Origin of the sequence: Rhizobium sp. ZX09, from assembly GCF_017357485.1 — a bacterium.
GTDB lineage: Bacteria > Pseudomonadota > Alphaproteobacteria > Rhizobiales > Rhizobiaceae > Agrobacterium > Agrobacterium pusense.
In genome coordinates this window covers 1,074,389-1,097,567 of record NZ_CP031363.1, presented here as the reverse complement: position 1 = coordinate 1,097,567, position 23,179 = coordinate 1,074,389, and the positions used below count along the sequence as shown (strand labels likewise).

The following is a 23,179-nucleotide window of genomic DNA, read 5'->3' as shown; positions in this document are numbered from 1 at the left end:
CTTCCTAGTGTTTTCCAAGCAACACAATGTGGCGAAAATGCAACGACAAATGCGGCCTTGTCAACATTCTCAGCTGGGGCGGGAGCTGCGATAGACGGAAACACCCAGCTCGCGGATTTTCTTGCGCAGGGTATTTCGGTTCAGACCGAGAAGATCGGCAGCCTTGATCTGGTTGCCGCGCGTGGCAGTCAACGCAGCCAGAATCAGCGGATACTCCAGTTCGCGCAGCACGCGGTCATAAAGGCCGGGCGGCGGAAGGCCATCGCCGAAGCTGGCGAAATAGTCCCGCATGTTCTCCTCGACCGCCTGCGAGATGGTGAGTGAACCGGTGCGGACCGCCATCTTGTCAAGCGGGCTGTCGGGAACATCCGATTGCAGTTCCTGCTCGATGATCTCGCGGGTGATGACTTCCTGCGGATAAAGCGCCATCAGGCGGCGGATCAGGTTTTCCAGCTCGCGCACGTTGCCCGGCCAGGCATAGGCCTTCATGACTTCAAGAGCTTCGGTCTCGAAACGCTTGCCTTCCAGGCCTTCCTTCTCGCCCGTCTGGATGAAATGGCGAACCAGATCGGGAATATCCTCGGCGCGGTCCCGCAGAGGTGGCAGGCGCAACGGCACCACGTTCAGGCGATAATAGAGGTCCTCGCGGAACAGGCCCTGATTGATCGACTGCTTCAGATCCTTGTTGGTTGCCGCGACGATACGGACATCGGTACGGATCGGCGTGCGTCCGCCGACCGTCGTATATTCACCCTGCTGCAATACGCGCAGCAGGCGCGTCTGGGCGTCCATCGGCATGTCGCCGATTTCATCGAGGAAGAGCGTGCCGCCCTCGGCCTGTTCGAAACGCCCCGTGGAGCGGTTCTGAGCGCCGGTAAAGGCGCCCTTTTCATGGCCGAAGAGTTCGGATTCAATGAGGTCGCGCGGGATTGCCGCCATGTTGATGGCGACGAACGGACCGTTGCGGCGTTTGCCGTAATCATGCAGCGCGCGGGCCACCAGTTCCTTACCCGTGCCGGATTCGCCCGTTATCATCAGCGTCAGGTCGGTCTGCATCAGGCGGGCGAGAACCCGGTAGATTTCCTGCATTGCGGCGGAGCGACCGACGAGCGGCATGCCGTCCTGCATGTCGTCGTCCAGCTTCGCCGGCTTGCGCTTGGGCTCCGATAAAGCCCGGCCAATGATGGCGATCAGTTCTGTCAGGTCGAAGGGCTTGGGCAGGTAATCGTAGGCACCCTTTTCCGAGGCCTTGATGGCGGTCATGAAGGTGTTCTGAGCGCTCATGACGAGAACGGGAAGGTCCGGACGGGCTTTCTTGATGCGCGGCAGAAGGTCGAAGGCGTTTTCATCGGGCATGACGACATCGGTGACGACAAGATCGCCCTCACCTGCCGAAACCCAGCGCCAGAGCGTTGCAGCATTGGAGGTGATGCGCACGTCGTAACCGGCGCGGCTCAGCGCCTGGTTGAGCACCGTGCGGATTGCGGCATCATCATCGGCGACGAGGATCGTAGCTGTCATTGGTCATTCCCTGTCGTGTTCGGCAAAGTGCTGTCGTCGAGCGCCACTTCCGGCGAGACGGGCATCAATACGCGGAAAGTCGTGCGGTGGTTCTGGCTGTCGCATTCGACAATGCCGCCATGGGCGCCGATCAGCTTGGCGACAAGCGCCAGACCGAGGCCCGAACCATTCGTCTTGGTGGTGATGAACGGATCGAAAAGATGCGGCAAGAGATCGGCGGGTACGCCCGGGCCATTGTCATGCACGCAGAATTCCAGCGGAAGCGAGATGCGCTCCCGGCTGCCGGCAACCGATAGTCGGATCCCGGGACGATAGGCGGTCGTCAGCACGATCTCGCCATCCGACTGATTGGCCACCGCTTCGGCCGCATTCTTGACCAGGTTGAGGAAGACCTGCACCAGCTGGTCGCGGTTGGCGTAGACCGGCGGCAGCGACGGGTCGTAATTCTCCGATATCTTGATGTTGCGGGCGAAACCGGCCTTGGCGATCGCCTTTACATGATCGAGAACCGAATGGATGTTGACCGGCACGCGATCCACCGGCCGCTCGTCGGAAAACACCTCCATGCGGTCGACCAGCGAAACGATGCGATCCGTCTCGTCACAGATCAGCCGGGTCAGCGCCCGGTCCTCATCCGCAACCGAGGTCTCCAGAAGCTGGGCCGCGCCGCGAATGCCCGAGAGAGGGTTCTTGATCTCATGCGCGAGCATGGAGGCAAGACCGGTGACGGAGCGGGCAGCAGCGCGATGGGTCAGCTGCCGGTCGATCTTGTCGGCCATAGACCGTTCCTGAAAGACGACGACGACCGATCCAGGCTCGCTGACGACGGGCGCGACATAAAGATCGACCAGCTTGTCCTGGCCGAGACGCGGCGAGCTCAGATCAACGCGATATTCATTGACCGGCGCGCGGCGCTCCCGCACCTGATCGATCAGGGCAAGCAGCGGGCTGCCGAAGGGGATGAAAGTGGAAACCCTATAGCGCGCGAGGTGGGAGGCGCTGGCCCCGAAAAAGGCTTCGGCTTCCCAGTTGGCGAAGGCGATAAAACCTTCGGCATCCACCAGAATTACGGGATTCTGCACCGCGTTCAGAACCGCCATGGCGAGCGGGTTCGCATCTGCAGGGCTGTGTTTATCAGCGCTCATGCGGCCTTCCTTGCGGCATCTTCGCCCGCATTTTCGCAAAGGGCGGAACGCAGCAGGTCTGCCACCTCCCCCGTCTCGCGCGATGTCATGATTTTTGCCTTGTCGGTCGTGGCGATACCTGGCGCGAAACGGTCGAGATACCAGCCGAGATGTTTGCGGGCATGCCGGAGGCCGGCTTCCCTTCCGTAAAATTCCAGCATCATCTCATAATGTTCGACGGCGATGGCGGGGATATCCTCTCGATGCGGCGCTGCATGCCCCGCGAGCACCGCCGGCAACCACGGCTGCCCCTGCGCGCCGCGACCGACCATGACGGCGTCCGCACCCGACCGCCGCAGGATTTCGCGAGCATCTTCCGCCGTCTCGATGTCACCATTGGCGATCAGCGGCACGGAAATCACCTCACGCACGGCGCGGATGGCATCCCAATCCGCCCGCCCCTCGTAAAACTGCATGCGGGTGCGACCGTGAATGGTAATAAGGCGAACGCCTGCTGCTTCGGCGCGCCGAGCTATATCAGGTGCGTTAATGCTGTTTTCATCCCAGCCGAGCCGCATCTTCAAGGTCACCGGCACATCGACCGCTTTGACAGTCGCCTCGATCAGCGAAAGCGCGTGATCGGGATCGCGCATCAGCGCCGAGCCTGAATAACCGCCCGTCACCTTCTTGGCAGGACAGCCCATATTGATATCGATGATACCGGCGCCATTGCCAGCAGCGATCTTCGCCGCCTCGGCCATGAAATGCGCCTCGCGCCCCGCAAGCTGCACCATGTGCGGAACCATGCCTGCATTTTTCAGCCGCGCCCAGGATTCCCCGCGATTGGCAACAAGCTCCCGGCTTGCCACCATTTCCGTCACCACGAGGCCCGCTCCGTAACGCCAGGCGAGCTGTCGGAACGGCAGATCCGTCACGCCCGACATGGGCGCCAGCACAGCCCGATTACGGATCGTGACTGAGCCGATGCTGAACGGTTCTGACAACTCCGGAAGGGCCAAATGATGATCTTTCATGCAGAAGGGTTATTTGCATTATTTTTAGACAGTGTTTGCGCAGTTGCCAAGCACTTTTAGAAGGTTGCACCTTTATTTGCTGAGCGGCTGCCTGCCTGTTTTGCTGTCGGCGGCAAATTGTGCAGCTTCGAAAGCGCAGCAACGTCATCTCCTGCGCTTTGCGGGGTTGATGCCCGCCTTATCGGGCTGGCCATCCGGGTTTTGAAACGCTAGAGCATGACTGTCAACCACGAAGGGTTGCACGCAAAGCATACGACCAATGCAGGAACGTACTATGAAACTCGGCATCGTCATCGTGGCCGCGGGACGCGGGGAAAGAGCCGGCTCTCCCGAGGAGGGTCCGAAACAATATCGTCCGATCGGCGGCAAGGCTGTGATCGAGCACACTCTGTCGACGTTCCTCCAGTGGAAGAACGCGTCCCATATCGTCGTCGTGAACCATGCGGACGATACGGCGCTGCTCACTCCGGTTCTCCAGCGACTTGATGCCGGGGAGCGCGTCACCACGGTTATTGGCGGCGTGACACGGCAGCAGTCTGTTCTGGCAGGGCTGGAGGCGCTTTCCCGCCATGGCCTGAGCCACGTAATGATCCACGACGCGGTGCGGCCTTTCGTTTCCGTCGATATGCTTGAACGTATTGTCGCCCTGCACCGGGAGGGTGCGGGCGGTGTTCTACCCGCCCTGCCCGTCACTGACACGCTGAAACGCGGCGCGGGCAATCGTGTCACCGACACGGTTTCGAGACAGGGCCTTTATGCCGCACAGACCCCACAGAGTTTCGACTATGACGACATCCTCGCCGCGCATCGCGCTGCTGCCGCCTCGGGAAAATCGGATTTTACCGATGACGCGTCGATTGCCGAATGGGCGGGTCTGGCAGTAACATTGACCGAAGGTTCGGTCGATAATGTGAAACTCACTCTCAAGCGGGATATCGCCATGGCCGATGAAAAGCTCTCTCATGCAATGCCGGACGTGCGCACCGGGAACGGCTACGACGTACACCAGCTGGAGCCCGGCGAAGGCGTGACGCTGTGCGGCATATTCATCGAGCATGATCAGAAGCTCAAGGGTCATTCGGATGCGGATGTTGCGCTGCATGCGCTGACGGATGCCTTGCTGGCGACCTGCGGCGCCGGCGACATCGGTGACCATTTCCCTCCTTCCGATCCGCAATGGAAAGGAGCTCCTTCCCGCATATTTCTGGAGCACGCGGCGAAAGTGGTGCGCGACAATGGCGGCACGATCATGAATGCCGATGTCTCGCTGATCGCCGAAGCGCCGCGCATCGGGCCGCATCGGCAGGCCATGCGGGAAGCGCTCTCCGACATGCTCGGCCTCTCGCTGGAGCGTTGCTCGGTGAAGGCGACGACCAATGAAACCATCGGCTTCGTTGGTCGCAGGGAGGGGATCGCAGCAATCGCCACCGCCACGGTCGTTTACAAGGGCAGACCGCTATGAGCCTGTTTCCAGCGGATATTGAAGGGCTCGCACGGCAGATCATTGCTGATTTTGCAGCAGACGGTCTCATGGTCTCGACCGCGGAAAGCTGCACGGGCGGCCTGATCGCGGGTGCGTTGACGGAGATTTCGGGCTCCTCGGCGGTGGTCGACCGCGGTTTTGTCACCTATACGAACGAGGCCAAGATGGACATGCTTGGCGTTGGCGCTGAAACGCTGACGGGCTTTGGCGCGGTCTCGCGGCAAACCGCACTGCAGATGGCGCACGGCGCCCTGTTCCGGTCACGCGCCGATTTCGCGGTTGCCGTTACCGGCATTGCCGGTCCGGGGGGCGGATCCGCCGAAAAGCCGGTAGGTCTCGTTCATCTGGCCGCCAAGGCCCGTCACGGCCGGAGCCTGCATCAGAAAATGCATTATGGCGAGATCGGCCGTACGGACATCCGTCTTGCAACGGTCAGGACGGCGCTCGAGATGCTGATTGCCCTCCGTCAGGCGGGATTGGTGTAGATCTTATCGGCGCGGGTCTCGAAAGCTTCTGCGAACATGCGGAAGGCACGGTCGAACATGGACCCCATGACTGCGCCCAAGAGGCGGTTCTTGAACTCGTATTCGATGAAGAAATGCACGTTGGAGCCGCCCTCGGCAGCATCGAAACGCCAGCGATTGTCGAGATATTTGAATGGCCCGTCGATATATTTGACGTCGATGGCCCGTTCCGCGGGATTGAGCAGAACCTGCGTGGTGAAGGTCTCGCGAATGGCCTTGTAACCCACGGTCATATCCGCCACCAGCAGCGTCTTGCCATCGCGCTCCTTGCGGGAGCGCACGGTAAGTGCTTCGCATAAGGGCAGGAACTGCGGATACTTCTCCACATCGGCGACGAGGTCGTACATGCGGTCCGGCGAGTGTTTTACAAAACGATGCGTTTCGAACTTGGGCATGAGCGGCAGTTAATCCTCGATGTGCAGAAGATCAAGAAGGCGGCGGAGTTGTTTTCGGCTTTTCAGCTGCCATACCGGCACATCCGGCCCATAGAGGTCGAAATTCTGCTCGAAAAGTGGTGCGTGTCGCCGCTCGAAATTCCAGATGTAGCGCAGGAATTCGCGGTCCAGTCGCTCAGGGCAGCCCTGCGCCATTTCCGGTCGCGCCTTGCCGTAGCCTTTCACGATTCGGCTGGTGGCACCCCAGAGACAGAGCCAGCGCGGCATGCGAACCCAGATCACGATATCGGTTCTCGGCAGACGCAGATCAAACGACGAGGGATTGCTGCCATCCATCAACCACCGCTCGCCGGCAACGAAGTCCGCGATCCTTTCACGCTGTTCCGCACGCGGGCGCAGTTGCCAGCCCGGCAGCCAGAAGATCTCCCGGTCCATCGAGATATATTCCAGTCCAAAGCGCCGCACGAGCTTGCGCGAGAGCGTGGACTTGCCACCGCCGGAACAGCCGACGATCATGATGCGGCGCGCGCCAGCGATGATGGCGGCCGCATCATCCGCCTTTTCGAGGTAGTTCGGCATATTCTGAGCCCCATTCGACCGCTGCGCGCCCCTCTCCCATCTGGCGATTGCTTTCAATCGATATCCGGGTGGCGCATGGCAGTTACGGAAAATTGACTATTGCAACCCCTTGCGGGGGATTGCTATTTATTTGCGACTAATATTACACCCATTGGATGCAACGGCGCTGGAAGCTCCCTATTTCGCCCAGCCTATTCATCCTTGGGTTCAGACCCGATACATAACCGCTTTGAGCCACTGAGTGAGCCGATGGACGATTTTTCCAACATCATCAACCTTCTCGAATCCGCCAAACAGCTTGCATCGATGAACGGCATGCCTGTGCTCGCCTATCTGATCGACGTCGCCAAATGCGAGGCGAGAGAAAACAAGCCGGTTCTGCGCAAGCGCAAGCGCGGCGAATCGACCGCCAAGGAAGACTGTTAATTGCCGGCGCCTGGCCGACCGATAAAGCCGGCTGGCCCAATCTTCAAGACAATGTCATAATCACCCAATGAAACCGGCCGCTTTTCCAGGCGGCCGTTTCTTTGCCCAATGGAAACGACAGCGTCATGACAGCCGCATCAGCCGACATCAGAACCTACAGACAGGAAAGACCGAAGGAGCGACACGCATTCGTTCAGATCGTTCTGCCGGTCTCCGGCTGCCTGCGTATCGATGTGGCAGGACGGCAAGATGAGTTGTCCATCGGGCGCGGCGTCTTTATCCACCGCGATCTTCCGCATACCCAGGAAGCCACGGCCATCAATCATTCGCTGGTGGTGGATATCGATGAATGCGTGATTCCCGAACAGACGCTTGAAAAATTCGCTCACGCGCCCTTTCTCGATATTGCGCCTGAGACACGTCAATTGATCGCCTATATGCGCAGCCTGGTTGGAACGGATGGACGCCGTGACGATATTGCAGCCATTTGGGCGCCGCTGCTGGTTGACAGCCTTGCCAACAACAAGCGCGATATGCGCCAGCGCATGCGAAAGCTGAGCGAAGTCGTGAGGGCCGAGCCCTTCTTTCCGTGGACGATCGAGATGCTGGCCTCTTGCATGACGCTCAGCGACAGCCGCCTGCATGCGCTGTTTCTCGAAGAATTCGGTCTTCCCCCGCATCGGTGGCTTTCCGGGTTGCGCATGGAGAAGGTGTGCGCCCTGCTCAGCAACTCCGTCATGCCGATTTCCGAATTCGCGCTCAGGGCCGGTTTTTCCGACCAGACAGCACTGACACGGGCCATGCGCCTTGCGGTGGGAGAGACCCCCGCCGCGTATCGCCGCCGCCACGGCATTCATTAGAACCGCTCACATTCGTCAGGAGTTTTTGTCAAGACAGCCGCAACCGCCTGTGGCACATCGCTGACAAATGTGAATGCGGATGTGATGGACATGAACAGGACTGGTCTCGGTGTTTTTTACGGCATAATGGCGGGTGCGCTCTGGGGCGGGATATTTCTCGCTCCGAAACTCGTGCCGGATTTTTCCGCCCTGCAGCTTTCCACCGCGCGCTACCTGACCTATGGGCTGATTTCGCTGGTCATCATCGGGCCACGCCTCAAACAAGTGTCGGCGCGGTTTGGCGCGCGCGAATGGTTGGCGCTCGGCTGGCTGAGCATGATCGGCAACATCGCCTACTATGTTTTCATCTCGACCGCGGTGAAATTGAGCGGCGTCGCCTTCACCTCAATCATCATCGGCTTCCTGCCTGTTGCCGTTACCATCATCGGCAGTCGCGACCACGGTGCCGTATCGCTGAAGCGGCTGTGGCCGTCGCTTGCCTTCGGCGCGATAGGCATTCTCGGCATCTCATGGCAATCGCTGACGGAAAACGATGCGGGTCTGGATATTTCTCGTGTCATCGGCCTTGCCTGCGCGCTCGGGGCGCTGGCTTCATGGACGGCTTTTGCCGTAGGCAATGCCCGCTGGCTGTCGCGCCTTCACGATGTGAGCGCCGATGACTGGAACATGATGACGGGTGTAGTGACCGGCGGGCTTGCGCTGGCGCTCGCCATCCCCGCCTTCGCACTGGGTGGAGAAAGCCACAGCACAGGCGACTGGCTGTATTTCGCCGCCATCGCCGCCGGGCTCGGCTTCACCGCGTCCATCCTCGGCAATGCCTTCTGGAACCGTATGAGCCGCATGCTGCCGCTTACCATGGTTGGGCAGATGATCCTGTTTGAAACGCTGTTTGCGCTGCTTTACGGTTTTCTCTGGGAAGGGCGTGGCCCGACGCTGGTCGAGGTCCTGGCGATCTGCTCGGTCGTGCTGAGCGTCGTGCTCTGCATGCGGGCGCACAGGCCTGAAAAGGTTGCGGCGTGATCGGCCTGAGGGTCAAGACTATTGTATTGATCCACAGGCGCCGCGTCTCACGCACCGTCATCCTCGGGAATATCCCAAGGATCTAATCACCCATTGTCATTTCCATAGGTTGCAGATGCTCGGGGCAGGCCCGAGCATGACGATGGTGAGAACATGAAGACTTCAAATCTCAATGCCGTATTGGCGAACCTTTGCGTCGCTTACTCCGCAGCCGCCAGCAACTTCTTTTCGCGTGCCGCACGCAGGCGTTCGAAATCGTCACCGGCATGGTGGGAAGAACGGGTCAGCGGGCTCGACGAAACCATCAGGAAGCCCTTGGTGTAAGCCACCGTCTCGTAGGACTTGAATTCCTCCGGCGTCACGAAAGCCTCGACCTTGTGGTGCTTGCGGGTGGGCTGCAGGTACTGGCCGATGGTCAGGAAGTCGACGTCAGCGCTGCGCAGATCGTCCATCAGCTGCAGCACTTCATTGCGCTCTTCACCGAGGCCAACCATGATGCCCGACTTGGTGAACATGGTCGGATCGAGTTCCTTCACCCGTTGCAGAAGGCGCACCGAGTGGAAATAGCGCGCACCCGGGCGGACCGTGAGGTAGTTGCCCGGAACCGTTTCCAGATTATGGTTGAAGACGTCTGGCTTTGCGGCAACGACACGTTCCAGCGCGCCGGGCTTCTTCAGGAAGTCGGGCGTGAGGATTTCGATTGTGGTCGTCGGAGAGGCTGCGCGGATTGCCCAGATCACCTTTTCGAAATGTTCAGCACCGCCATCGGCGAGATCGTCACGGTCGACGGAGGTAATGACGACGTGGGAAAGTCCCATCTGCTTGACGGCCTTGGCGACATTTTCCGGCTCATTCATGTCGAGCGGATTGGGCTTGCCGGTCGCGACGTTGCAGAAGGCGCAGGCACGGGTGCATATTTCACCCATGATCATGAAGGTCGCGTGCTTCTTGTCCCAGCATTCGCCGATATTTGGACAGCCGGCTTCCTCGCACACGGTCACCAGCTTGTGGCTGCGCACCAGTTCGCGCGTCTCGTGGTAACCCTTGGAGGTCGGCGCCTTGACGCGGATCCATTCGGGCTTGCGCATCACCTCGGTATCAGGCTTGTGCGCCTTTTCCGGGTGGCGGATACGCTTTTCGTCAGACGACGTCCTGTCGAGAATAGTGACCATAAAAACCTGCTTCCATCGCCCTTGGCGATCCAGACATCTTTGGTGCGATGCTTTAGAACAATTCCAGAAAAAGCGTAAGCCCCTTCCGGTCACGACGCCTTGTCAGCGCCGCACGAGCTTAGCCACGAACAGCAACAGGCTTGCGCCGATGAAGGCGGTAACGAAATAACCGAGCCTGCTATCCTGCACGAAAACATCGAAGGTTCGCAGCACCGCAACAGCAACCACCGACCCGACAATGCCAAGGACAATATTCATGAAAATGCCGAAACGCATGTCCATGAGCTTGCCCGCAAGCCAGCCGGCGAGACCTCCGATGATGATTGCTGCAATCCAGCCTACACTTTCCATTCCCACGCTCCCTGAAATAACAGCCCGCCTTATGGCTGTATCGAGACATATGGGACACCCGGCATGGTTAGACAATGCCGGGCATCTCGCGGCACTTATGCGTTCAGCACACGTCCATAGGCATCGAGCACGCTTTCCTTCATCGATTCCGAAATGGTCGGATGCGGGAAGATCGTGTGCATCAAATCTTCTTCTGTCGTCTCCAGATTCATGGCGACGACAAAGCCCTGGATGAGTTCGGTCACTTCCGCCCCGACCATATGCGCGCCAAGCAGCTCGCCGGTCTTCTTGTCGAAGATGGTCTTGACCATGCCCTGATCTTCACCCAGCGCGACCGCCTTGCCGTTCGCGGCGAAGGAGAAGCGGCCGACGCGGATATCGCGGCCCTGTTCCTTGGCCTTGGCTTCGGTGAGACCGACAGAAGCGACCTGCGGGTTGCAATAGGTGCAGCCGGGAATCTTCAGCTTGTCCATCGGGTGAACATTCGGCAGACCGGCGATCTTTTCGACGCAGATGACAGCCTCGTGCTCAGCCTTGTGGGCAAGCAGCGGCGGACCTGCGACATCGCCGATGGCGTAGATGCCGGGAACGTTGGTCTTGCCGTAACCGTCGATGACGATGAAGCCGCGATCGGTCTTCACGCCGGCAGCTTCGAGGCCGATGCCTTCTATGTTGGCAACAACGCCGACGGCGGAGATCATGCGATCAGCCGTGATCTTTTCGGAAGAACCGTCCTTCTTCTCCAGCGTCGCGGTGATGGAGTTAGCGCCCTTCTCCACCTTCGAAACCTTGGTTTCCAGATGGATCTTCATGCCCTGCTTTTCGAGTTGCTTCTTGGCGAAGGTGGAGATTTCCGCGTCTTCGACAGGCATGACCTGGCTCATGATTTCGACAACGGTCACGTCCACACCCATGGTGCGGTAGAAGCTGGCGAATTCGATGCCGATGGCACCCGAACCCATGACGAGCAGCGACTTCGGCATTTCTTCCGGCTTCATCGCTTCGAAATAGGTCCAGATCAGCTTGCCATCCGGCTCGATGCCAGGCAGCGCGCGCGGGCGGGCGCCTGTGGCGACGATGATGTGCTTGGCGGTGTACGTGCCCTCACCCAGCGTGTTCTTCGGAACCGGACCCTGCGGCTGCACCACCGGCTTGGTGGACTTGCCGACCACGATTTCGCCCGGCTTGGTGATCTTGGCTTCACCCCAGATGATATCGACCTTGTTCTTCTTGAACAGGAAACCGACGCCATTGTTCATGCGGGCTGCAATGCCGCGCGAGCGCGCCACGATTGCCTTGACGTCAGGCTTGATCGAGCCTTCCAGCGTCAGGCCGTACTCCTTGGCGTGGGTGGCGGTGTGCATGACATCGGCTGTGCGCAGCAGCGCCTTGGTGGGAATGCAGCCCCAGTTGGAGCAGATGCCGGCCAGATGCTCACGCTCCACGACGGCAACCTTCATGCCGAGCTGGGCTGCGCGGATCGCGGCAATGTAACCGCCCGGTCCCGAACCGATGATGATGACGTCATATGATTGAGCCATTGGAAATCCTGCCTTGTCCTATCGGGTCGCGAGCAGCGCCACGACCGGGAATTGTTCTTAAAGTCCGAGCATCATGCGGACGACGGGCTCCAGCCCCCGCCCGATGGCCCGCGTATTTTCAGCATCGAGATGAACGCCATCCACCGGCGTCGTTCGGGCAACGGAACCCGCATCGAAAAAGCCGCAATCAAGCTCGTCAGCAAGGTCCCGGTAAACGGACGCCAGCATCGCCGATTCATCGATCGCATCACGAAAGATCGCGCCCATGAACGGATTGGCCGTTTCACACAGCTGCGGCGGTGCGACGATCAGCACGTCAGGCGCTTCCCAGTCTGGCACCTGCCAGATGTGGTTGCGCGTGAGCTTCACCAGCCGTTCGACACCCTTCATGGCAACGATCGCCGATCCATGGATTGACGGTTTCAGGTCGTTGGTGCCGAGCATTATAATCACCAGATCCAGCGGCGCATGGCTGTGCAACAACGTCGGAAGAACCCGCGCGCCGTTGCGATCGCAATCGGCGGTGTTGTCGTCATAGGCGGTGGTGCGACCACCCAGACCTTCGTGAATCACATGCACGTCAGGACCGAGCGCCTTCTGCAAGACGCTCGGCCAAAGATCGTCATGGCTGTGCCGGCCACCCGTTTCCGCATTTGATCCCCAGGTTAGGGAATCGCCAAAGCAGAGGACCGACTTCACCATCTTACTCTCCGATCAAACCAGCATGCCCATCGGGTTTTCGATGTAGCGCTTGAAGGCGCCGATCAGTTCGGCTCCGAGCGCGCCATCGACGCAACGATGGTCGGTGGAGAGCGTGACCGTCATGACGTTAGCGATCTTGATCTCGCCGTTCTTGACGACCGCGCGTTCTTCACCCGCGCCGACTGCCAGAATGGTGGCATGCGGCGGGTTGATGACGGCGGAGAAGCTCTTGACGCCCATCATGCCCATGTTGGACACGGCAGTCGTGCCGCCCTGATACTCCTCAGGCTTCAGCTTGCGCTCTTTCGCGCGTTTACCGTAGTCCTTCATCTCGTTGGAGATTGTGGAGAGCGACTTCTGCTCGGCCTTGCGGATGATCGGCGTGATCAGGCCACCCGGAATGGAAACGGCAACGCCGACATCCGAATGCTTGTGCTTGACCATAGCGCTTTCCGTCCAGGAGACGTTGGCATCCGGTACATCGCGCAGAGCAAGGGCGAGCGCCTTGATGACCATATCGTTGACCGACAGCTTGTAGGCTGGCTTGCCGTCCTTTTCAGGGGCAGCGGCGTTGAGCTGGGCGCGCAGCGCCAGAAGCGTATCCAGCTCGCAATCGACCGAAACGTAGAAATGCGGAACGGTCTGCTTGGATTCGACCAGACGCTTGGCGATGACCTTGCGCATGCCATCATGCGGCACGAGCTCGTAGGAGCCTTCTTCGAACAGCTTGAGAACCGCTTCGTCCGACTGACCCTTGGCGAGTGCGGGGGTCGGTGCCCCTGCGGATGCGGCAGCCGCGCTCGGCGCAGCCTTTGCACCGCCGGAAGCGGCAGCCTTTTCGACGTCTGTCTTCACGATACGGCCATGCGGGCCGGAACCGGAAACGGCCGAGAGGTCGAGACCAGCTTCCTTGGCGAGACGACGTGCCAATGGCGAAGCGAAGATGCGCTCGCCGGACTTTGCAACCGGGGCCGGTGTGGAGGAAGCAGGTGTCTGATCGGCGGCGGGCTTTTCAGCCTTGGCAGGAGCAGCTTCGGATTTTTCTTCCTTCGGCGCTTCAGCCTTTGCGGCTTCCTGCTTCGGGGCTTCCGTCTTGGCAGGAGCGGCATCGCCGCCCTTTGCCGCTTCGGCCACATCCTCGCCATCGGCGGCGAGGATTGCGATGAGGGCATTGACCTTGACGGCTTCGGAACCTGCCGGAACGACCAGCTTGGCAACGGTGCCTTCGTCGACGGCTTCCACTTCCATGGTCGCCTTGTCGGTCTCGATCTCGGCGATCACGTCACCGGGTGCGACCTTGTCGCCTTCCTTGACCAGCCACTTGGCCAGATTGCCCTCTTCCATCGTGGGAGAAAGGGCAGGCATGGTGATGTTTATCGGCATCGAAACGCCTCCCCTTACTTGTAGCAGACGGTTTTGACGGCCTGGACGACTTCATCGACATTCGGAAGCGCCAGCTTCTCCAGATTGGCCGCATAAGGCATCGGAACGTCCTTGCCGGCAATCGTCAGGATCGGCGCGTCGAGATAATCGAAAGCAGCGCGCTGGACCTGGTTGGAGATGAAGTCACCGACCGATGACTGCGGGAAGCCTTCTTCGACAGTGACGAGACGACCTGTCTTTTTCACCGATTCGATAACGGTCGGCAGGTCCATCGGGCGGATGGTGCGCAGGTCGATCAGTTCAACGTCGATGCCGAGCTTTTCGAGTTCCGCAACTGCCTTCACCGCATAGGTCATGCCGATGCCGAAGGAAACGATGGTTGCGTCCTTGCCCTTGCGATGAATGCGCGCCTTGCCGATCGGCAGCACGAAATCATCGAGCTTCGGCACTTCGAAGCTCTGGCCGTAGAGAATTTCGTTCTCGAGGAAGATGACCGGGTTCGGATCACGGATGGCGGCCTTCAAAAGACCCTTCGCATCGGCAGCCGTATAGGGCATGACGACCTTGAGGCCCGGAATATGGCTGTACCATGCGGCGTAACATTGCGAGTGCTGGGCCGCAACGCGGGCAGCAGCACCCGAAGGACCACGGAACACCATCGGCGCGCCCATCTGGCCGCCCGACATGTACAGGGTCTTCGCTGCCGAGTTGACGATCTGGTCGATCGCCTGCATGGCGAAGTTGAAGGTCATGAATTCGACGATCGGCTTCAGGCCGGTCATGGCTGCGCCGACGCCGATGCCGGCAAAGCCGTGTTCGGTGATCGGGGTGTCGATGACGCGGCGCTCGCCGAATTCCTGCAGCAGGCCCTGGGTAATCTTGTAGGCGCCCTGATATTCGGCGACTTCTTCACCCATGATGAAGACTTTTTCATCGGCGCGCATTTCTTCGGCCATGGCGTCACGCAGCGCTTCACGCACCGTCGTCATCACCATTTCGGTGCCTTCCGGAATGTCCGGGTCAGCGGCGACGTCGATCTTGGGCGCTGCCGGAACCTTCGCGGCTTCCTTGGAAGCGCTCGGCTCTTCGGTCGCTTCGCGGGTCTTGCCGCCAGCGGCATCAGAACCGGAATTGGCAGCTTCGGCCTTCGGCTCTTCCTTCTTGGCAGAGGAAGAGATGTCGTCGGCGCTTTCGCCTTCCTGGATGAGCACGGCGATCGGGGTGTTGACCTTGACGCCTTCGGTGCCTGCATCGATCAGCAGCTTGCCGATGACGCCTTCATCCACGGCTTCCACTTCCATGGTCGCCTTGTCGGTTTCGATTTCCGCGATCACGTCGCCGGAGGTGACCTTGTCGCCTTCCTTTTTAAGCCATTTGGAAAGCGTGCCTTCCTCCATGGTCGGGGAAAGGGCGGGCATAAGAATTTCTACAGGCATGGGTTTCCCTTTCCCGATCAGAGCAGAATGTCGGTGTAGAGCTCGGACGCATCCGGCTCGGGGTCGTTCTGGGCGAAGTCGGCGCTGTCGGCAACGATATCACGGACATCCTTGTCGATGGCCTTGAGTTCGTCTTCGCTGGCCCAGCCCTGTTCCAGAAGGCGTGCTTTCACCTGCTCGATCGGATCGTGTTCCGAACGCATCTTCTGCACTTCGTCCTTGGAACGGTATTTCGCCGGATCGGACATGGAGTGACCGCGGTAACGGTAGGTCAGCATTTCCAGAATGATCGGACCCTTGCCGGAACGGCAATGTTCCAGCGCCTGATCAGCTGCGGCCTTGACGGCGCGCACATCCATGCCATCCACCTGAATGCCGGGAATGCCGAAGGACTGGCCACGCAGCGAATAGTTCGACTGGGCGGTGGCGCGGGCGGTCGAGGTGCCCATGGCATAACGGTTGTTTTCGACGATATAGATGATCGGCAACTTCCAGAGAGCGGCCATGTTGAAGCTCTCATAGACCTGGCCCTGGTTCGCCGCGCCGTCACCGAAGTAGGTCACGGAGACGTTGTCGTTACCGCGATAGCGGTTGGCGAATGCGAGGCCGGTGCCGAGCGACACCTGGGCGCCGACGATGCCGTGACCGCCATAAAAATGCTTCTCTTTCGAGAACATGTGCATGGAGCCGCCCTTGCCTTTCGACAGACCGCCCTTGCGTCCGGTCAGTTCGGCCATGACCCCACGGGCGCTCATGCCGCAGGCGAGCATGTGACCATGGTCGCGATAGGCGGTGATGACCTGGTCGCCCTCTTTCTGGGCCATCTGCATGCCAACGACGACAGCTTCCTGGCCGATGTAGAGGTGACAGAAACCACCGATGAAGCCCATGCCATAGAGCTGGCCGGCCTTTTCTTCAAAACGGCGGATCAGAAGCATCTCACGATAGGCGTGAAGCTCTTCTTCCTTCGAGAAGTCGGGGCTGTTCTTGCCGGTGAATTCGGTTGCGGACTTTGCCGTTGTCTTGCGGCCGGATACGGTCGCTGATTTTCGCGGCGCCATTCATCCCTCCCTGAGTTGCCGTTTGAATGGATAGAGTGGCGCGTACCATATGCAAGAAAGCGCCATGCAGCAATGCTTTAAACGCATGGCACATATTCACGCTAAGATGCTGTGAATAAATCAAAAATGTTGAATTAACCTAATCTCGGTTAATCAGAAATATGTGTTCATGATGACGATTTCGTCCGTTCGGGACATATTCAGCTGGTACCGGGAAATCTCGTCGATCATGTCCCGTTCAAGCGAACCGTCACTCAACAGTTCCACCTGACGCTCCAGCGCCACGCGCGCCTGTGTCAGCTTTGCAAGCTCCGCCGTCCGAGTAATACGCTGCCGCTCCAGCCGCTCCGTTGCCTGAAGACCGAAATCGCCATGGATCGAATGATAACCGAAGTAGGAAAGAAAAGCGATGGTTATAGCTGGAACGATCAGCCGACCGAATCGTCTCTTTTTATGATGCCTGGTCCACATGCCGGAGAGATGCCTCAAAACGCGTAACGTGAGTCTGAGACTAGAGTGGATTGTTTAACTATCCGTTGACCTTAACAGGCGATTGGCAAATGGGCATGAAAAAGCCCGCCGGAGGGCGGGCTGGATTGGCAAAGACGCTAAAAGAACACTCGTCATGCCGGACCTGATCCGGCATCCAGCCACAGCGCGTCTGCGCTGTGAGAAGAGTCTTTCGCGATCAAGGACTTGATCGCGCTGGACCCCGGATCAGGTCCGGGGTGACGGAGTGCGGACCATACCACTCGCAGCTTAAACGAGCCCGCAAGACAGCGGGCTCGGAAACCCGAACGCAAATCAACCGCGCAGGATTGAACGGCCGGCGTAAGCAGCCTGAGGGCCGAGCATTTCCTCGATACGGATCAGCTGGTTGTACTTTGCGAGCCGGTCGGAACGGGCAAGCGAGCCGGTCTTGATCTGACCGCAGTTCGTGGCAACTGCGAGATCGGCGATGGTCGAATCTTCGGTCTCGCCAGAACGGTGCGACATGACGGCGGTGTAGCCAGCCTTGTGGGCGGTTTCCACTGCATCCAGCGTCTCGGAGAGCGAACCGATCTGGTTGACCTTGACGAGGATGGAGTTTGCAACGCCCATCTTGATACCGTCACGAAGACGCGCGGAGTTGGTAACGAAGAGATCGTCGCCAACCAACTGGCACTTGTTGCCGATGAGATCAGTCAATGTCTTCCAGCCGTCCCAGTCGTCTTCAGCCATGCCGTCTTCGATGGAAATGATCGGATACTTGGCAACGAGGTCAGCGAGGTATTCAGCCATCGCACCCGATTCCAGCGTGCGGCCTTCGCCCTCGAGAACGTATTTGCCGTTCTTGAAGAATTCGGTCGATGCACAGTCGAGGCCGACATACATGTCTTCGCCCGGACGGTAGCCGGCTTTCTCGATCGACTTCATGATGAAATCAAGCGCAGCAGGCGCGCTTTCGAGGCCAGGGGCGAAACCGCCTTCATCGCCGACATTGGTGTTGTGGCCCTGCGCAGACAGTTCTTTTTTCAGCGTGTGGAACACTTCCGAGCCCATGCGCACGGCTTCGCGGATGTTTTCCGCGCCAACTGGCAGGATCATGAATTCCTGGAAGTCGATCGGGTTGTCGGCATGTGCGCCGCCATTGATGATGTTCATCATCGGAACCGGCAGGAGATGCGCGTTCGGGCCGCCGACATAACGGTAGAGCGGCAGGCCGGAGGCTTCGGCAGCGGCCTTGGCGATGGCGAGCGACACGCCGAGAATGGCGTTGGCGCCAATGCGCGACTTGTTCGGGGTGCCGTCCAGCGCGATCATCATCTGGTCGATCTGGATCTGGTTTTCAGCATCGAAACCGCCAATGGCGTCGAAGATTTCCGTGTTGACGGCTTCAACGGCCTTTTCCACGCCCTTGCCGAGATAACGCTTGCCGCCATCACGCAGCTCAACCGCTTCATGCGCGCCGGTGGAGGCGCCCGACGGAACGGCTGCACGGCCCATGGAGCCGTCTTCGAGGTACACATCGACTTCAACGGTCGGGTTGCCGCGGCTGTCGAGGATTTCGCGCGCGATGATATCGGTAATGGCAGTCATGGTCTCTCCCTTGGGAATGGAACAGATATTTTCCGTCGCCTGTCTTAGACGATGGCGAAGAAATTACAATGACGGCAGGCCGTAGAAAGGGAACCACCGCCATTTAAAATCGATTGGCACGGCGCCGCGCCCGCCGCTCAAGCTTTCGCGATGGCGTCGAAGGCCAGCAGCTTTTCGAGCAGTTTCGGCATATCCTTCAGGTGAACCATGTTCGGGCCGTCAGAAGGTGCATTGTCCGGGTCCTCATGCGTCTCGATGAAGAGGCCTGCGACACCAACGGCGACAGCTGCGCGAGACAGCGTTTCTACAAATTCCCGCTGACCGCCGGTGGAACCGCCCTGCCCGCCCGGCTGCTGCACGGAATGGGTGGCGTCGAAGACAACAGGTGCGCCGAGCGATGCCATGATTGGCAGAGAACGCATGTCGGAGACCAGCGTATTGTAGCCGAAGGACGCGCCGCGTTCGCACAGCAGCACATTGGGGTTGCCGCTTTCATTCAGTTTGGCGAGCACGTTCTTCATGTCCCATGGCGCCAGGAACTGGCCTTTCTTGACATTGATGACACGGCCGGTTTTTGCGGCGGCAACGAGAAGATCGGTCTGACGGCTGAGGAAGGCCGGGATCTGCAACACATCCACCACTTCGGAAACGATGGCGCACTGTTCTTCGGTGTGAATGTCGGTCAGGACCGGAAAGCCGAATTCCTTCTTGAGATCGGCAAAGACCTGCATGGCACTGTCCAGACCGATGCCACGCTTGCCGGAAAGCGAGGTGCGGTTCGCCTTGTCGAAGGATGACTTGTAAACGAGGCCGATTCCGAGTCCGTCACAAAGCTCCTTCAGAACACCAGCAATCATGAAGGCGTGCTCCCGGCTTTCCATCTGGCAGGGGCCGGCGATCAGTGAAAAACGCTCGCTATTGCAAAAGGAAACCTTGCTGGCGCCCTGGCCGGCGGTGACTTTGAGATTGTTCGTGACGCTCATCTTTTTTCCTCGAAGGCGAAATCGACGCCCTGTCCGGGTGCTGCGGGCACCACTAGACGGCCGCCCGCTTCTGCGCTGGACACGCCATTAGCAGCAAGTACCGTCGCTGTCACGGCAAGATCGTCAACGGAAAAGACGACGCCCATGCCGCGCAGACCCTCACCGCTTTTTCCCGAAGCCTTCGGGTCAACGCCAGAAAGGGCGGGTCTTTCACTCAGCCTCACCCTCGCATTGCCGGTTTCGAAAACGACATCACCATCCGGAGACACAACGCCGTTGCAGCCGAAAACCGTTCCGATCAAGTGGGTGTCACTCTGCTTACCGGAACACAGCACGATCTCGCGAAGGCCCAGAACTCCGTTCTGGTGACGTTCCAGTGCAGCGCGGTCCCCCGGCAGTGCCTGCAGGCGCTGACAACTGAAGAGGAAGAAATCCGCAGCAGATCCGCTTGCCGCGAAAGCAAGCCGGAACGCCGCCTCGCCTGACGAGCCGTCCGGCATTTGCATGGGCCGCGAAAATTCAAAGACCTCGCCGGCCGATACGCAAGACGCCACGAAGCTCCGGTGATCGGCACGAACGTCAGCGGTGGAGGCCACAAGGGCAGAAAAACCTTCCTGTCCGTACGATCGCCGGAATGCCTGGTCCCTGCCGGTGAAAACATCGCCTCTCTCGACCGACGCAGTATAGCTGACCCGGTCAGCAATTGTCAGAGGCTCCAGATAGGTGCCATCCCTGAAGAACACACAGGCATTCTCCGTGCCGAAAGGATGGAGAGCCTGTGGCGCGACCGTAAAGCCAAGGACCTTGAGCCGCGCGGCCGCTACCGCAAGGTCCCGAACGGGCAGAACGAGATGATCGATGCGATGCCTGTCAGCCATAAAACTTGCCTTTTTGACGCGCCCCGGCGCAGATGCCGGGTATTGAAGCTGACAAAAGCACGAAGAGCGCCGGGAATGCAAATGACCGGCCTGCGCGTCGATGCCGGTATCGGCAGTGGGCTGAGGTTACCGGGTTTCACCAGTCCTTCGGCTTCACCTGAATGCGGACGGTTTACCAGTTTTCATCCGCCTGCGGATTGTTGGCGAGATCGGCCGCGACCGTTTTTGGATGGCCAGTGACTTCAGGTGTATAGCGCCGGTTAAAGGCGGAAAACGCAAGGTCGGCTGTTGGCCACTGTGCATCTGACCGATATCAGGCGTTTGTATTTTCGCGCGCCACCACACTTCACTATATTTACGACTTCAGCGGCAACATCATCGCGGAATATGACGGCAACGGCGCGCTGGGACGGGAGTGTATCTGGCTTGACGAGAGACCTTTGGCAGTGATTGCAGATGCCGGTACGGAAGCAGCTACAATCTACCAGGTTCATACCGATCATCTCGAACGTCCCATCATGATGACCGACAGCGCAAGAAATTTAGTCTGGCGCGCGACCTACCTGCCTTATGGGGAGGCATACACAATCCTGGGATCGGCCACGCTCGATCAACGCTTCCGGGGCAATGGTTTCAACTGGAATCCGGTTTGCACTACAATTGGCATCGCCACTACGATCCGACGACAGGCCGCTATCTCCAGGCCGATCCTCCTGGGACGCCCGATGGACCAAATAGGTGGACCTATGTAACTAATTCACCTTAGATGGGCGTAGATCCGGACGGGCGCTAAAAAAATCGAAACGGGGGACGATCCTATATTGCCCCGGTGTCAATGGCTATGAATGTGGAGCACGAGATCGTCCTCCGGGGATAAATCCAGAATATCCGAATGTCTGCTATCAATGCCTCTGCCGAATCGGAGAATGGCCATTTTCCAGATTAGCACCAACAATTCCTAATTGATTGGAATTAAAATGAAAGAGATCATTGGCCATGAATTGAGGCTAATGCGAGAGGGGAAAAAACCCCTCTCAATGTTCTACTATATTGAGTCGGTAGGCGATAAGGACCTAATACCCATCGATAACTTCCAGCCATACGTTGATGAGGGATCGATCCTAATGGAGGAATTTACACTTCTAAATCCCGAGCACCCTCGCTTTAGCATGACTTACATTTTCTACAGTCTTCCAGAGGAAGCTTGGCGCATTCCCGCTTTAAAGACAGCCTTGGTTGCCCAACAGGACAATATTCAACGCCCTGATGAGGGTATTGATCGAATTATAGGATTACTACTTGGATACTCTAAAGAAGAAATTGATAAGTGGGTGAGAAAAGAACTGAATTCCGCGACGTCACCAAACTGCAGTCTTTGAAACATAATCCGCCCAAATAGCTATTCCCGGTAATATTTCCAATTGGAATCGATTTGCACTATAATCGACATCGCCATTGCGATCCGAAGAAGGCCGCTTTGTCTAGGCCGACCCTCTTGGATAGCCCGTCTCCGGGTCGTACTCCCGACCGGTGAACGGAACGGTTGTGGCACTGTTTCGACTGCCGTTTCAGGCTGACCATAGCTGTCGTAGCTATATTCGTTCACAACTGATCCGGCATCGTCCGTCGCAGCCCGAACCGAGCCGAAATGGCCGGCATGGACGTAATAAGAAGATGCCGACGGAGCATTCGCGCCGGTCGCGGTTGCCGTGGAAGACGGAACCCCACCCGCTCCGGCAGCCAGTGTGATGCCGGCAAGATCGTCTACGCTATCGGTATGACTGTATCGACGCGGTTCGCTTGCAACACCTGCGCCATCAACGTCAGCTTCGGCCGCAACATGTTAGCCGTCATACAGGAAGCTCCTGAATGATGTTTCCGTTCCGCTCGCATCCTGTCGTCGCTCCCACACCCGACGACCCAGCGCATCGTAACGATAGCTCACCGTCAACTCAACTGTCGCCCCGGTTGAGGCCGAGCCCTATCGGCTTACCAGAACAAGCTCGTCGTAAGCGGAATAGCCATAACGCCAGCTCAATTCGCTCGCCTTGACGGTTTTGCGGATCAGGTTGCCGTTGACGTCATATTCGAACTCGTGCAGCAAACAAGTCAAACAACACCAGACAAACTTTCGACTATTTTAGAATAGTATTTCAATTCTTTTTTATGCGAGAGAAAATATCCGAAATGACTGTCAAGGGGGAACTGATGTCCAGGGTGAAAGTCGACGAATAATGTCCGCAAATCGATCCATCGTTCGAACAACAGAATTGTGCCAGCGTCTTTTCGCATGAATATCTCATTGAATATTTCCATTGCATGCAAAAGAAGTAGTGGATCGCGCCGCCGACGTAAAAATTCCATCAAGTTCGTCAATTTCGACATTTCATATTCAACTGCAGAAGGAAACGCATCTTTAAGCTGAGAGAACAACACTAGAAAATCTGCTGAGCTACAAATTCTCTCATCGACCAAAATTTTTTCGATTTCGCTAGAAATATAAATCTCTAGTTTTCCCATTCTTTGGTTCATATTCGAAATGTCCAATATTGGTATGAGCGCATCTTGCGTTCGACAGGAACAGCCCCTGGCCAAATATATCCAGACTTGCTCACAGTATACGCTTC

The 23,179-nt window shown here is 58.4% G+C and carries 24 protein-coding genes; 6 read left to right on the top strand and 18 right to left on the bottom strand.

The window, feature by feature from the left end; genetic code table 11:
* Positions 1 to 69: 69 nt before the first annotated feature.
* Genes ntrC through dusB form a run of 3 tightly spaced genes read right to left on the bottom strand, consistent with a single transcriptional unit; the run spans position 70 to position 3,679 of the window.
* On the bottom strand, positions 70 to 1,521 hold the full coding sequence (gene ntrC, locus BTN45_RS05345; protein WP_004441656.1) for a nitrogen regulation protein NR(I): 1,452 nt from the start codon (positions 1,519 to 1,521) through the stop codon (positions 70 to 72).
* Positions 1,518 to 2,666 carry a nitrogen regulation protein NR(II) gene (locus BTN45_RS05340; protein ID WP_004441645.1) on the bottom strand — a complete coding sequence of 383 codons (1,149 nt, stop codon included), beginning with the start codon at positions 2,664 to 2,666 and terminating at the stop codon, positions 1,518 to 1,520. Before BTN45_RS05340 ends, ntrC begins: the two co-directional genes overlap by 4 nt.
* On the bottom strand, positions 2,663 to 3,679 hold the full coding sequence (gene dusB, locus BTN45_RS05335) for a tRNA dihydrouridine synthase DusB (protein ID WP_207589169.1): 1,017 nt from the start codon (positions 3,677 to 3,679) through the stop codon (positions 2,663 to 2,665). Before dusB ends, BTN45_RS05340 begins: the two co-directional genes overlap by 4 nt.
* A 274-nt stretch (positions 3,680 to 3,953) precedes the next feature.
* Here dusB and BTN45_RS05330 point away from each other — a divergent pair, with 274 nt between their 5' ends.
* Both BTN45_RS05330 and BTN45_RS05325 read left to right on the top strand, forming a co-directional pair.
* Positions 3,954 to 5,141, top strand: coding sequence for a bifunctional 2-C-methyl-D-erythritol 4-phosphate cytidylyltransferase/2-C-methyl-D-erythritol 2,4-cyclodiphosphate synthase (locus BTN45_RS05330; RefSeq protein WP_207589644.1), 1,188 nt, complete (start codon positions 3,954 to 3,956; stop codon positions 5,139 to 5,141).
* Positions 5,138 to 5,647, top strand: coding sequence for a CinA family protein (locus tag BTN45_RS05325; RefSeq protein WP_037089162.1), 510 nt, complete (start codon positions 5,138 to 5,140; stop codon positions 5,645 to 5,647). Before BTN45_RS05330 ends, BTN45_RS05325 begins: the two co-directional genes overlap by 4 nt.
* On the opposite strand, the gene BTN45_RS05320 is transcribed toward BTN45_RS05325, so the two are convergent.
* On the bottom strand, positions 5,629 to 6,081 hold the full coding sequence (locus tag BTN45_RS05320; protein WP_004441633.1) for a type II toxin-antitoxin system RatA family toxin: 453 nt from the start codon (positions 6,079 to 6,081) through the stop codon (positions 5,629 to 5,631). The two genes, BTN45_RS05325 and BTN45_RS05320, sit on opposite strands and share 19 nt — an antisense overlap.
* Before the next feature lie 9 nt (positions 6,082 to 6,090).
* Positions 6,091 to 6,660, bottom strand: coding sequence for an ATPase AAA (locus BTN45_RS05315; RefSeq protein WP_006697547.1), 570 nt, complete (start codon positions 6,658 to 6,660; stop codon positions 6,091 to 6,093).
* Between the two features lie 249 nt (positions 6,661 to 6,909).
* Between BTN45_RS05315 and BTN45_RS05310 the strand changes: the two genes are divergently transcribed.
* The 3 genes from BTN45_RS05310 to BTN45_RS05300 all read left to right on the top strand — a co-directional run bounded on the left by BTN45_RS05310 (position 6,910) and on the right by BTN45_RS05300 (position 8,966).
* Complete coding sequence (locus BTN45_RS05310; RefSeq protein ID WP_003496171.1) at positions 6,910 to 7,086, top strand: hypothetical protein; 177 nt, start codon at positions 6,910 to 6,912, stop codon at positions 7,084 to 7,086.
* Positions 7,087 to 7,211: 125 nt separating this feature from the next.
* A complete protein-coding gene (locus BTN45_RS05305; protein WP_207589168.1) occupies positions 7,212 to 7,946 on the top strand; it encodes an AraC family transcriptional regulator in 735 nt (244 codons plus the stop codon).
* Positions 7,947 to 8,036: 90 nt separating this feature from the next.
* Positions 8,037 to 8,966, top strand: coding sequence for a DMT family transporter (locus tag BTN45_RS05300; protein ID WP_022556104.1), 930 nt, complete (start codon positions 8,037 to 8,039; stop codon positions 8,964 to 8,966).
* A gap of 200 nt (positions 8,967 to 9,166) precedes the next feature.
* Here BTN45_RS05300 and lipA read toward each other — a convergent pair whose 3' ends face one another.
* The 11 genes from lipA to BTN45_RS05245 form a co-directional block, all read right to left on the bottom strand.
* Complete coding sequence (gene lipA, locus BTN45_RS05295) at positions 9,167 to 10,138, bottom strand: lipoyl synthase (RefSeq protein ID WP_004441621.1); 972 nt, start codon at positions 10,136 to 10,138, stop codon at positions 9,167 to 9,169.
* A gap of 102 nt (positions 10,139 to 10,240) precedes the next feature.
* A complete protein-coding gene (locus BTN45_RS05290) occupies positions 10,241 to 10,489 on the bottom strand; it encodes a GlsB/YeaQ/YmgE family stress response membrane protein (protein ID WP_004441618.1) in 249 nt (82 codons plus the stop codon).
* Between the two features lie 95 nt (positions 10,490 to 10,584).
* Entirely contained in the window at positions 10,585 to 12,030 is a 1,446-nt protein-coding gene (lpdA, locus tag BTN45_RS05285) for a dihydrolipoyl dehydrogenase (protein ID WP_037089153.1), read from the bottom strand.
* 57 nt (positions 12,031 to 12,087) lie between these two features.
* A complete protein-coding gene (locus tag BTN45_RS05280; protein ID WP_006697549.1) occupies positions 12,088 to 12,732 on the bottom strand; it encodes an SGNH/GDSL hydrolase family protein in 645 nt (214 codons plus the stop codon).
* Between the two features lie 12 nt (positions 12,733 to 12,744).
* Positions 12,745 to 14,115: a pyruvate dehydrogenase complex dihydrolipoamide acetyltransferase gene (locus tag BTN45_RS05275; RefSeq protein ID WP_207589167.1), complete on the bottom strand. Its 1,371-nt coding sequence runs from the start codon at positions 14,113 to 14,115 to the stop codon at positions 12,745 to 12,747.
* Between the two features lie 14 nt (positions 14,116 to 14,129).
* Positions 14,130 to 15,551 (bottom strand): pyruvate dehydrogenase complex E1 component subunit beta, encoded by a 1,422-nt coding sequence (locus BTN45_RS05270; RefSeq protein ID WP_035208868.1) that lies wholly within the window; start codon positions 15,549 to 15,551, stop codon positions 14,130 to 14,132.
* A 17-nt stretch (positions 15,552 to 15,568) separates the two neighbouring features.
* Entirely contained in the window at positions 15,569 to 16,612 is a 1,044-nt protein-coding gene (gene pdhA, locus BTN45_RS05265; protein ID WP_004441604.1) for a pyruvate dehydrogenase (acetyl-transferring) E1 component subunit alpha, read from the bottom strand.
* A gap of 153 nt (positions 16,613 to 16,765) precedes the next feature.
* Entirely contained in the window at positions 16,766 to 17,083 is a 318-nt protein-coding gene (locus BTN45_RS05260) for a septum formation initiator family protein (RefSeq protein ID WP_004441601.1), read from the bottom strand.
* Between the two features lie 333 nt (positions 17,084 to 17,416).
* Positions 17,417 to 18,691: a phosphopyruvate hydratase gene (gene eno / locus BTN45_RS05255; RefSeq protein ID WP_022556098.1), complete on the bottom strand. Its 1,275-nt coding sequence runs from the start codon at positions 18,689 to 18,691 to the stop codon at positions 17,417 to 17,419.
* A 137-nt stretch (positions 18,692 to 18,828) separates the two neighbouring features.
* A complete protein-coding gene (kdsA, locus tag BTN45_RS05250; protein WP_153775503.1) occupies positions 18,829 to 19,674 on the bottom strand; it encodes a 3-deoxy-8-phosphooctulonate synthase in 846 nt (281 codons plus the stop codon).
* Positions 19,671 to 20,552 carry a VOC family protein gene (locus tag BTN45_RS05245; RefSeq protein ID WP_207589166.1) on the bottom strand — a complete coding sequence of 294 codons (882 nt, stop codon included), beginning with the start codon at positions 20,550 to 20,552 and terminating at the stop codon, positions 19,671 to 19,673. Before BTN45_RS05245 ends, kdsA begins: the two co-directional genes overlap by 4 nt.
* Before the next feature lie 977 nt (positions 20,553 to 21,529).
* On the opposite strand from BTN45_RS05245, the gene BTN45_RS05235 reads away from it, so the two are divergent.
* Positions 21,530 to 21,931 carry a hypothetical protein gene (locus BTN45_RS05235; protein ID WP_246751661.1) on the top strand — a complete coding sequence of 134 codons (402 nt, stop codon included), beginning with the start codon at positions 21,530 to 21,532 and terminating at the stop codon, positions 21,929 to 21,931.
* Between the two features lie 602 nt (positions 21,932 to 22,533).
* Here BTN45_RS05235 and BTN45_RS26620 read toward each other — a convergent pair.
* Both BTN45_RS26620 and BTN45_RS05230 read right to left on the bottom strand, forming a co-directional pair.
* Positions 22,534 to 22,656, bottom strand: a complete 123-nt coding sequence (locus BTN45_RS26620) for a hypothetical protein (protein ID WP_281434746.1) — start codon at positions 22,654 to 22,656, stop codon at positions 22,534 to 22,536.
* A 5-nt stretch (positions 22,657 to 22,661) separates the two neighbouring features.
* Entirely contained in the window at positions 22,662 to 23,084 is a 423-nt protein-coding gene (locus BTN45_RS05230; protein ID WP_207589165.1) for a hypothetical protein, read from the bottom strand.
* Positions 23,085 to 23,179: the final 95 nt, after the last annotated feature.

Excerpts from the sequence above, each read along its gene's own strand:
- eno (WP_022556098.1), bottom strand. The coding sequence starts at position 18,691 with ATGACTGCCATTACCGATATCATCGCGCGCGAAATCCTCGACAGCCGC.
- pdhA (WP_004441604.1), bottom strand. The coding sequence starts at position 16,612 with ATGGCGCCGCGAAAATCAGCGACCGTATCCGGCCGCAAGACAACGGCA.
- BTN45_RS05230 (WP_207589165.1), bottom strand. The coding sequence starts at position 23,084 with ATGAACCAAAGAATGGGAAAACTAGAGATTTATATTTCTAGCGAAATC.
- BTN45_RS05325 (WP_037089162.1), top strand. The coding sequence starts at position 5,138 with ATGAGCCTGTTTCCAGCGGATATTGAAGGGCTCGCACGGCAGATCATT.
- ntrC (WP_004441656.1), bottom strand. The coding sequence starts at position 1,521 with ATGACAGCTACGATCCTCGTCGCCGATGATGATGCCGCAATCCGCACG.
- dusB (WP_207589169.1), bottom strand. The coding sequence starts at position 3,679 with ATGAAAGATCATCATTTGGCCCTTCCGGAGTTGTCAGAACCGTTCAGC.
- lpdA (WP_037089153.1), bottom strand. The coding sequence starts at position 12,030 with ATGGCTCAATCATATGACGTCATCATCATCGGTTCGGGACCGGGCGGT.
- kdsA (WP_153775503.1), bottom strand. The coding sequence starts at position 19,674 with ATGAGCGTCACGAACAATCTCAAAGTCACCGCCGGCCAGGGCGCCAGC.
- BTN45_RS05280 (WP_006697549.1), bottom strand. The coding sequence starts at position 12,732 with ATGGTGAAGTCGGTCCTCTGCTTTGGCGATTCCCTAACCTGGGGATCA.
- BTN45_RS05300 (WP_022556104.1), top strand. The coding sequence starts at position 8,037 with ATGAACAGGACTGGTCTCGGTGTTTTTTACGGCATAATGGCGGGTGCG.
- BTN45_RS05290 (WP_004441618.1), bottom strand. The coding sequence starts at position 10,489 with ATGGAAAGTGTAGGCTGGATTGCAGCAATCATCATCGGAGGTCTCGCC.
- BTN45_RS05315 (WP_006697547.1), bottom strand. The coding sequence starts at position 6,660 with ATGCCGAACTACCTCGAAAAGGCGGATGATGCGGCCGCCATCATCGCT.
- BTN45_RS05235 (WP_246751661.1), top strand. The coding sequence starts at position 21,530 with ATGAAAGAGATCATTGGCCATGAATTGAGGCTAATGCGAGAGGGGAAA.
- BTN45_RS05310 (WP_003496171.1), top strand. The coding sequence starts at position 6,910 with ATGGACGATTTTTCCAACATCATCAACCTTCTCGAATCCGCCAAACAG.
- BTN45_RS05320 (WP_004441633.1), bottom strand. The coding sequence starts at position 6,081 with ATGCCCAAGTTCGAAACGCATCGTTTTGTAAAACACTCGCCGGACCGC.
- BTN45_RS05305 (WP_207589168.1), top strand. The coding sequence starts at position 7,212 with ATGACAGCCGCATCAGCCGACATCAGAACCTACAGACAGGAAAGACCG.
- BTN45_RS05260 (WP_004441601.1), bottom strand. The coding sequence starts at position 17,083 with ATGTGGACCAGGCATCATAAAAAGAGACGATTCGGTCGGCTGATCGTT.
- lipA (WP_004441621.1), bottom strand. The coding sequence starts at position 10,138 with ATGGTCACTATTCTCGACAGGACGTCGTCTGACGAAAAGCGTATCCGC.
- BTN45_RS05270 (WP_035208868.1), bottom strand. The coding sequence starts at position 15,551 with ATGCCTGTAGAAATTCTTATGCCCGCCCTTTCCCCGACCATGGAGGAA.
- BTN45_RS05245 (WP_207589166.1), bottom strand. The coding sequence starts at position 20,552 with ATGGCTGACAGGCATCGCATCGATCATCTCGTTCTGCCCGTTCGGGAC.
- BTN45_RS05275 (WP_207589167.1), bottom strand. The coding sequence starts at position 14,115 with ATGCCGATAAACATCACCATGCCTGCCCTTTCTCCCACGATGGAAGAG.
- BTN45_RS05330 (WP_207589644.1), top strand. The coding sequence starts at position 3,954 with ATGAAACTCGGCATCGTCATCGTGGCCGCGGGACGCGGGGAAAGAGCC.
- BTN45_RS05340 (WP_004441645.1), bottom strand. The coding sequence starts at position 2,666 with ATGAGCGCTGATAAACACAGCCCTGCAGATGCGAACCCGCTCGCCATG.